This is a genomic window from Allobosea sp. P1_A7 (assembly GCF_056406775.1).
Map to the genome: position 1 here is coordinate 1 of NZ_JBFTZN010000287.1, position 7,377 is coordinate 7,377.

A 7,377-nucleotide genomic window follows, 5' to 3' on the forward strand; every position below is an offset into this window, starting at 1 on the left:
GACTGCGATCTGCCCATGCACGAAATGCTGGGAACGGAGTTCGCCTGCCGGTCGGGACATGATCGGCGGCACGGAGGCGTCGGCTTCCGCGGACGGTCCGCCTGCACGAAGGGTCGGCAACGCCGTCGCTCCGCCCGTGCGGCGGGTCGACACAGGCCACGGACAGGCCACGAGACCAGAGATCAATGTCAGGGGAAACGGTGCGCTCTCTCATCATCGCGTTGACGTCGGCAGCATTATACATGCCCGCCTGGGCGTCCGATCTCCCGCAGCCAGCCCGGCCGCCAGCCCCTGTCATTGCTTCAGGGCCAAGCTTCTCCATCACGAGCTATCTCTGGGCGACGGCGATCGACGGAAAGAGCGCAACCTTCCCGCCGCTGCCGGCCGCGGATATCCACCTGCGCTTCCGCGACGTGCTGAAGGAATTGAACGGCGCGATGATGGCCTCCGCAGAGATGCGTATCGACCGCTGGGGCTTCCTGGTCGATGGCCAGTTTTCGCAGGTGACGACCGGCGGCAACCTGCCCGGGCCCTTCTTCTCCGCGCTGAAGCTGCGCTCGCAGAGCACGATCGTGCAGGGCTCCGCCCTTTATCGCGTCTATGAGGACGCGGCCGTTTCGCTGGACCTGGGCGGCGGCGTCCGGTTCTGGAACCTGAACAATAAGCTGGAGGTCCTGCCGGGCCCGGCCAATCTCCGGATCGACCACCGCGACTCCGAGATCTGGGCCGACCCCATCCTCGGCGCCCGGCTCGGAATCAAGCTCGGTGGCCCATGGAGCGTGACGGTTGCAGGCGATGTCGGGGGCTTCGGCGTCGGCTCGCACCTGACCTGGCAGGGCTTGGGCAGCGTCAATTACGCCTGGAGCGAGAGCCTGACGTTGAAGGCCGGTTACAGGGCGCTCCATGTCGATTATCGCAGGGGCGGTTTTTCCTACGATGTGACGCAGCACGGTCCCGCGATTGCGGCAACATACCGGTTCTGACCGGTCTGCCTATGAGTTCGACGATGGCGAAAGGAATGGATATGTCTATGACGGCGAGCGCGGTTCGGGCCGCAGGTGTTTCGATGGTTGCGCTCATCGCGCTCTGCGGGCAGGCCTTTGCGCAAGCGGGTGAAACCCAGTCCAAGGTCACCGATCCGCATTTCAAGATCGCGCCGGGCTATCTCAAGCCATCCGAACTGCCCGACAGCCTGGTCCTGCTGGGGCCGCCGCCCGAGAAGGACTCGGCTGCCTTGGCCAGGGACGAAGAAACGCGCAAGGCGACGCTCCCGCTGCGGAACACCAGTCGCTGGAAGCTCGCCTCTACCGATGCCGATCTCGCCTTTCCGCAGGCGGCCGACAATTTCTCCTGCGCGATGGGTGTCAGGATCGACCAGAAGCAGACCCCGCGCCTCTACGCGATGACGCAGAAGATGCTGTCCGATTTCGGCCTCTCCACTTATGGCGTGAAGAACAAATACAACCGCGTCCGGCCCTTCGTCGTTCACAATGAATCGACCTGCAGGGCGGATCAGGAGGCGATTCTGAGGACCGACGGCTCGTATCCGTCCGGCCACACCGCCGCGGGCTGGGGATGGGCCCTGGTCTTCGCGCAGATCAATCCCGAGCGCTCGAATGAATTGCTCAAGCGCGGCATCGAATTCGGGCAGAGCCGCGTCATCTGCGACGCCCACTGGCAGAGCGATGTCGATGCCGGGCGCATCATGGGGGCGGCGACCGTTGCGCGGCTGCAGACCAATCCGGCCTTCCTTGCCGACCTCAGGGCGGCGAAGGCGGAAGTGAAGGCAGCGAAGGTGAAGCGCTTGAACCCGATGCCGGATTGTGCTGCCGAGACCGCGGCGCTGTCCGGGCAGTAATATGTCCAGCTGGGCGGCCGCCATGCGCCTCACAAGGTGGCGCCGGCTGTCCATCGAAGCTCCGCGTCCGCCGCCGGTCACCCCGGCGGCATGCGCTCGAAGACCCGTAGCGCGGGGTCGATCCTGTCCCAGCCATGGCCGCGAATGCCATAGGCGACCATGTGCGGATTGAACTGGCCGGGGTCGTCAAGGCTTGCCGCATGCACCGCGATCAGCTCCGGCATGGCCTGGAATGTCAGGTAAACGGGCGTTCCGCAGGTGGGACAGAAGGCGTGGATCTTGTCGTTCCCGCTGTCGCCCGCCACCCGCCAGCTCTTCGCTTCGCCTGCGATGGCCACATCGGCGCGCCCGGCGAAGGTCAGATAGGAACTGTGCCCCGTGCCGCTTCGCTTCTGGCAATCCCTGCACTGGCAGTGGATCTCGACGATGGGTTCGCTGCTTGTCTCGTAACGGATCGCGCCACAGGCGCATCCGCCGGCAAAGTGCCTGGTCATCGTCGTTCTCCTGCTGCCAGGTTGCCGATGGGCACTGGATCGCCGCGCGTCCGTTCGGACGCGGGGATGGGCGATCCAGCTCCTTGTTCGAGCATCGGATCTTTCCGAGAACCAGATTCCGCCCTTCGGGCCGATGCTCTGACTCTTTGTGTTTTCATCGCCTCTTCCGAAAATCGCAATCCACTTTTCGGGCCGATGCTCTGAGGGCTCAGGCCGCTTTCTTCTTGCCGAAGACGTCGAGCCCCCGGCCGGTTTCCAGGAAGGATTTCAGGCTGGAAAGAACCACCGGCCACCCCTGGCTGATCCCCTTCGCCATGCTGCTGCCGGCCTGGAGCTCGTCATGGCTGACGGTCAGCCGGGTCATTCCGTCATAATCGTCGATCTCGAAGGTGACCCGGCTATGGCTCGCCGGATCGGCGGCCTGCGCGGGGCTCGCCCAGGTGATGACGAGGCGTGACGGCGGCGAGACCTCGACGACCTTGCCGACCAGCTCGACGGTCCGCGCGTCATTGGCGCGGATATGCTGCCAGCCCGATCCGGCCTGCCAGTCGGAGACGTTCTCATGGCCCCAATAGCGCCGTGCGATCTCGGGTTTGGTGATGGCTTCGAAAACCTTCTCCGGCGTCGCGACAATATAGGTCACATAGACAAAGCTGGTCGTTTCCGTGGTCATTCTTCGTTTCCTTCGATGTCTTTCTTCAGGTCGTGGAGCAGGCTGAGCCTGTGACGTTCGAACTTGCGGACCCACCGTTCGTAGACCTCGTGGATCGGCACAGGATTGATGAAATGCAGCTTTTCCCGGCCGCGCCTGACCGTGCTCACCAGATTGGCCGCCTCCAGGATGCCGAGATGCTGCGTCGCGGATTGCCGGGCCATGTCCAGGTTCTCGCAGAGCTGGCCGAGCGTCTGCCCGTTCCTTTCAAAGAGCAGGTCCAGCAGCTTTCTGCGCGTCGGGTCCCCCAGCGCCTTGAACACGTCGTCAGCGTCCATCGTCCTCACTCATCTGCGAGGGCAATTTATGCAGGTAAATACCTGCATGTCAAATCGCGGCTTGGACCCACCGCAAACCCGACGGCCGATTGCGGCGCCGAGGCCGGGGAGCTACACCGTCCTCCAGCCTCCCTCACGGAAGCTCCTGGCGGCGGCATCGACCGTGCGCTCGATGCGCAAGCCGGTTTCGAAATCGATGAGATGAGCCGGCTCGCCGGCGATGGTCCGCATGAGCTCGCGGCACTCGATGATCTTGAGCTCGTTGAAGCCGAGTCCGTGACCGGGCGCAGGGATGAAGCGGTCATAGGGCTCGTGCACCGGCGCCGTCAGGATGCGGCGAAAGCCCTGCAGATCGCTGCGTCCCTCAGTGGTGTAGAGCTCGATCTCGTTCATCTTTTCCTGGTCGAAGCTGATCGTTCCCTTCGCCCCGAAGACCTGCACGAAAATCCGGCCCTTGCGGCCCCAGGCGCAGCGATTGAGCGCGACGAGCCCGGACGCGCCCGAAGCGAAGCGCAGCAAGAGGGTCGCGATGTCGTACGTCTCGACCGGCCGCGCGCCGCCCTCCTGCTGCGGACGCGTCGGATAGGGCCTGGCCATGTCGGCCATGACCTGCGCCACCTCGCCGACCAGCACCTTGAGCAGCGAGAAGGCGTGGACGCCGAAATCGTCGAGCGCGCCATGGCCCGATTGTGCCGCGCTCTTCCAGGAGAAAGGCGCTTCGGCATCGGCCATGAAATCCTCGTCCATCTCGATGCGGACATGGTTGACCGGCCCGATGGCGCCTTCGCCGATCAGTCGCGCCGCCAGCCGGATGGCCGGGTTCTGGATGTAGTTGTAGCCCAGTGCCGCGACCTTTCCGGCCGCCCGGGCGGCAGCCAGCATCGCTTGCGCATCGGCGAGGCTCGTTGCCATCGGCTTCTCGCACCAGACATGCTTGCCGGCCTCTAGCGCCGCAATCGCCATCTCGGCATGGACGGCGTTGGGCGCGGTGATCGAGACGATGTCGACCTCGGGATGGGTGACGAGCGCGCGCCAGTCGGCGGTGGACCCGGCGAAGCCGAGCTCGCGCGCCCGTCTTGCAGCCAGCGCATCGTCCACCTCGCACAGCATGGCGAGCCTTGGGCGGGCGACATCGCCGAAGACCGGAGCAACGGCATTCCAGGCCAAAGCGTGGCATTTGCCCATATAGCCGGTGCCGATGAGGCCGACGCCAAAAGCGCGCATGCAAGTTCTCCCGAGCTTGGGGGGGCTGGTCAGGGTGAAGGGATGGCTCAGACGGTGCCGCCGAGGGTTCGCAGTTCCTTTGCCGCCGGCCACCAGGGGCGCCCAGGCGTCAAGAGAGCAAACCTGACGCCATCGTTCAAGGTTCGGGGCGGCCAGAGCCGCTCCCGCAAGGCGTCGGAATGCGGTTCCTTCGGTAGGGCGTGCCTGCAGACGAAGCTGATCCTTGCGCAGACAGGACGCCTGCGAGCTGGAGGCGGCTCTGGCCGCCCCGAACCTTGAACGATGGCGTCAGGTTTGCTCTGTTGGCGCTTGGGCTAGCATTCGGACGCCACCAGCGCCGGCGCCGACCTGGGGTAGTGGACGTGATGACCCAGCACCGCATTTACACAATGAGCTTCGCCAAGGTCTATCCGCTTCTGGTCGCCAAGGCGGAGAGGAAGGGCCGCACGAAGGCGGAGGTCGACCAGATCATCCACTGGCTGACCGGCTACGGCCAGGAGGCACTCGCCTGTCAGCTGGCGAAGGACACGGACTACGAGACCTTCTTCGCCCAGGCGCCCGCGCTCAATCCTGCGCGAGCCGACATCAGGGGGAAGGTCTGCGGCGTCCGCGTCGAAGAGATCGCCGAGCCGGTGATGCGGGAGATCCGCTACCTGGACAAGCTCATCGATGAACTCGCCCAGGGGAGGGCGATCGATAAGATCCTGCACCGTCGGCCGGGATAGGTCTTGCGTTTGCGCTCGCGTCCAAGGCCGATCTGACCCCTTCGGGATATCGGATTGGCAGTGCTTCAAGCGGGAGATGCGAGGCTGGTTTCGCCGCAAACGACCGATAAGCGCCGTGAGAAGAGGCAATCTGCGGTCTACTCTTGACGAAACTCCGACACCTCGCGTCGAAATGGAGGACGCCTTTCCTTATCCCCCCTAGGGGGATATAGGCAAAAGATGTCTGAACCCCACATCCATGAAACCCATCCCGCGATCATCAAGCGGCTGARGCGCGCTGGTGGTCACCTTGCCAAGGTCATCGAGATGATCGAGGCCGGACGCTCCTGCCTCGACATCGCGACGCAGCTCCAGGCCGTCGAGAGCGCCATCACGCAGGCAAAGCGGACGCTGGTGCAGGATCATCTCGATCACTGCCTCGACGAGGTCCTTGGCGACCTGCCGACCGAGCGTCGCCAGCCGATCGACGAATTCAAGCAGATCACGAAGTTCCTCTGAGGCTCACAATGCTCAAGGTCCTGTCCAATCGCGTCTACGGTCGCCTGTTTGCTGCGCAGATCATCGCGCTGGTCGGCACCGGTCTCCTCACGGTCGCGCTCGGCCTGCTCGCCTTCGCACTCGCCGGCGAGAGGGCCGGCGGCGTCCTCGGTACGGCGCTCGCGATCAAGATGATCGCCTATGTCACCGTCGCGCCCATTGTCGGTACGTTTGCGGCWCAGCTACCGCGCCGCGCCTTCCTGATCGCCATGGATCTGGTGCGCGCGGCCATCGCGCTCACGCTGCCCTTCATCACCGAGATCTGGCAGGTCTATCTGGCCGTGTTCCTGCTTCAGTCGGCCTCAGCCGCCTTCACGCCGACCTTCCAGGCTACGATTCCCGACGTGCTGCCGGACGAGGACGACTACACCAAAGCCCTCTCGCTCTCGCGCCTGGCCTATGACCTCGAGAGCATCGTCAGCCCGATGCTCGCGGCCGCCTTGCTCACGGTCATCAACTTTCACTGGCTTTTCGGTGGCACGGTCATCGGCTTCCTCGTCTCGGCAGCACTCGTCCTTTCCCTTACATTACCGGCCTCTCCAGCCAGGAAACGCGAGGGCGGGATCTACGACAGGACAACGCGAGGGATCAGGATCTATCTCGCGACGCCGAGGCTGCGCGGACTGCTCGCGCTCAACATGGCGGTGGCGATGGGGGGCGCCCTCGTCATCGTGAATACCGTGGTGATCGTGAAGGGGCGGCTCGGCCTTGACGACAACGCGGTTGCGCTCGCGCTGGCCTGTTTCGGCGGCGGGTCCATGCTGTCGGCGCTGACGCTGCCGCGTGTGCTGGAACGGGTCGCAGATCGAACGGTGATGCTGACGGCGGCGACCTTTCTGGCTGCCGTCCTTGGCGGCTTCGCTGCACTCCTCTGGGCCAGCGGCTGGGCACTCGCTCCGGCGGCGACGGGTACGGGCTGGGCCGCGCTCCTGGTCACCTGGGCGCTGCTCGGCATCGGTTGCTCCGCGACACAGACACCGTCAGGCCGGTTGCTGCGACGCTCAGCTCACGCCGAGGATCGTCCGGCGGTGTTCGCCGCGCAGTTCGCGCTCTCGCATGCCTGCTGGCTGGTGACCTATCCGCTGGCGGGCTGGCTCGGCGCGATAGTGCCACTGGCGACACTGGCAGGCCTGTTCGCGCTGGCGACGCTGGCGGCAGTGCTCTTCGCATCGCAGCTTTGGCCGGCTGGCAGTGCGGATGCCCTTGCGCATGACCATCGCGAGCTTCCACCGGGACATCCTCATCTTGCAGAGCATGGTCCGCGCCATTCCCATTCCATCATCATCGACGACCTGCACAGTCGGTGGCCCGCCGAGGCAAGATGAGGTGGTCAGGATGCAATGCCCCGGGTGCAGGCAAGAGCCATGACCGCGATGGCATGGATGGCTGGGACGGGTGATCGAGCGCCGGTCGTCGATCCGGCAATGACCTGCACGGGCTCCGTGGATGCGCGACGAGATCAGGCGGGCGGGCCGGCGCCAGATCGTGGAGGCAAGCTATTCCGCCACCATGTGGCATGTCAGGTCAGGGCATGCCGGGAGCGAAGCTC

Annotated in this window: 9 protein-coding genes; 5 read left to right on the forward strand and 4 right to left on the reverse strand. The window is 64.9% G+C overall.

Features of this window, described 5'->3' with window-relative positions; genetic code table 11:
• Nucleotides 1-242 precede the first annotated feature (242 nt).
• Together AC1D34_RS31240 and AC1D34_RS31245 are read left to right on the forward strand one after the other, a co-directional pair.
• Nucleotides 243-983, forward strand: a complete 741-nt coding sequence (locus tag AC1D34_RS31240) for a porin family protein (protein ID WP_441507317.1) — start codon at nt 243-245, stop codon at nt 981-983.
• Between the two features lie 83 nt (nt 984-1,066).
• Nucleotides 1,067-1,858 carry an acid phosphatase gene (locus AC1D34_RS31245; RefSeq protein ID WP_476826323.1) on the forward strand — a complete coding sequence of 264 codons (792 nt, stop codon included), beginning with the start codon at nt 1,067-1,069 and terminating at the stop codon, nt 1,856-1,858.
• Nucleotides 1,859-1,935: 77 nt separating this feature from the next.
• On the opposite strand, the gene AC1D34_RS31250 is transcribed toward AC1D34_RS31245, so the two are convergent.
• The 4 genes from AC1D34_RS31250 to AC1D34_RS31265 form a co-directional block, all read right to left on the reverse strand.
• Complete coding sequence (locus AC1D34_RS31250; RefSeq protein ID WP_441507319.1) at nt 1,936-2,352, reverse strand: GFA family protein; 417 nt, start codon at nt 2,350-2,352, stop codon at nt 1,936-1,938.
• A gap of 208 nt (nt 2,353-2,560) precedes the next feature.
• Nucleotides 2,561-3,025: an SRPBCC family protein gene (locus AC1D34_RS31255; RefSeq protein ID WP_441507320.1), complete on the reverse strand. Its 465-nt coding sequence runs from the start codon at nt 3,023-3,025 to the stop codon at nt 2,561-2,563.
• Nucleotides 3,022-3,342, reverse strand: coding sequence for an ArsR/SmtB family transcription factor (locus tag AC1D34_RS31260; protein WP_441507321.1), 321 nt, complete (start codon nt 3,340-3,342; stop codon nt 3,022-3,024). Before AC1D34_RS31260 ends, AC1D34_RS31255 begins: the two co-directional genes overlap by 4 nt.
• Before the next feature lie 111 nt (nt 3,343-3,453).
• A complete protein-coding gene (locus AC1D34_RS31265; protein WP_441507322.1) occupies nt 3,454-4,566 on the reverse strand; it encodes a Gfo/Idh/MocA family protein in 1,113 nt (370 codons plus the stop codon).
• Nucleotides 4,567-4,931: 365 nt separating this feature from the next.
• Between AC1D34_RS31265 and AC1D34_RS31270 the strand changes: the two genes are divergently transcribed.
• From AC1D34_RS31270 to AC1D34_RS31280, 3 genes are all read left to right on the forward strand, one after another.
• Nucleotides 4,932-5,291 (forward strand): DUF2200 domain-containing protein, encoded by a 360-nt coding sequence (locus AC1D34_RS31270; protein ID WP_441507323.1) that lies wholly within the window; start codon nt 4,932-4,934, stop codon nt 5,289-5,291.
• 219 nt (nt 5,292-5,510) lie between these two features.
• Nucleotides 5,511-5,789: a metal-sensing transcriptional repressor gene (locus AC1D34_RS31275; protein ID WP_476826324.1), complete on the forward strand. Its 279-nt coding sequence runs from the start codon at nt 5,511-5,513 to the stop codon at nt 5,787-5,789.
• Between the two features lie 8 nt (nt 5,790-5,797).
• Nucleotides 5,798-7,153 carry an MFS transporter gene (locus tag AC1D34_RS31280; protein ID WP_441507325.1) on the forward strand — a complete coding sequence of 452 codons (1,356 nt, stop codon included), beginning with the start codon at nt 5,798-5,800 and terminating at the stop codon, nt 7,151-7,153.
• The last annotated feature ends 224 nt before the right edge of the window (nt 7,154-7,377 follow it).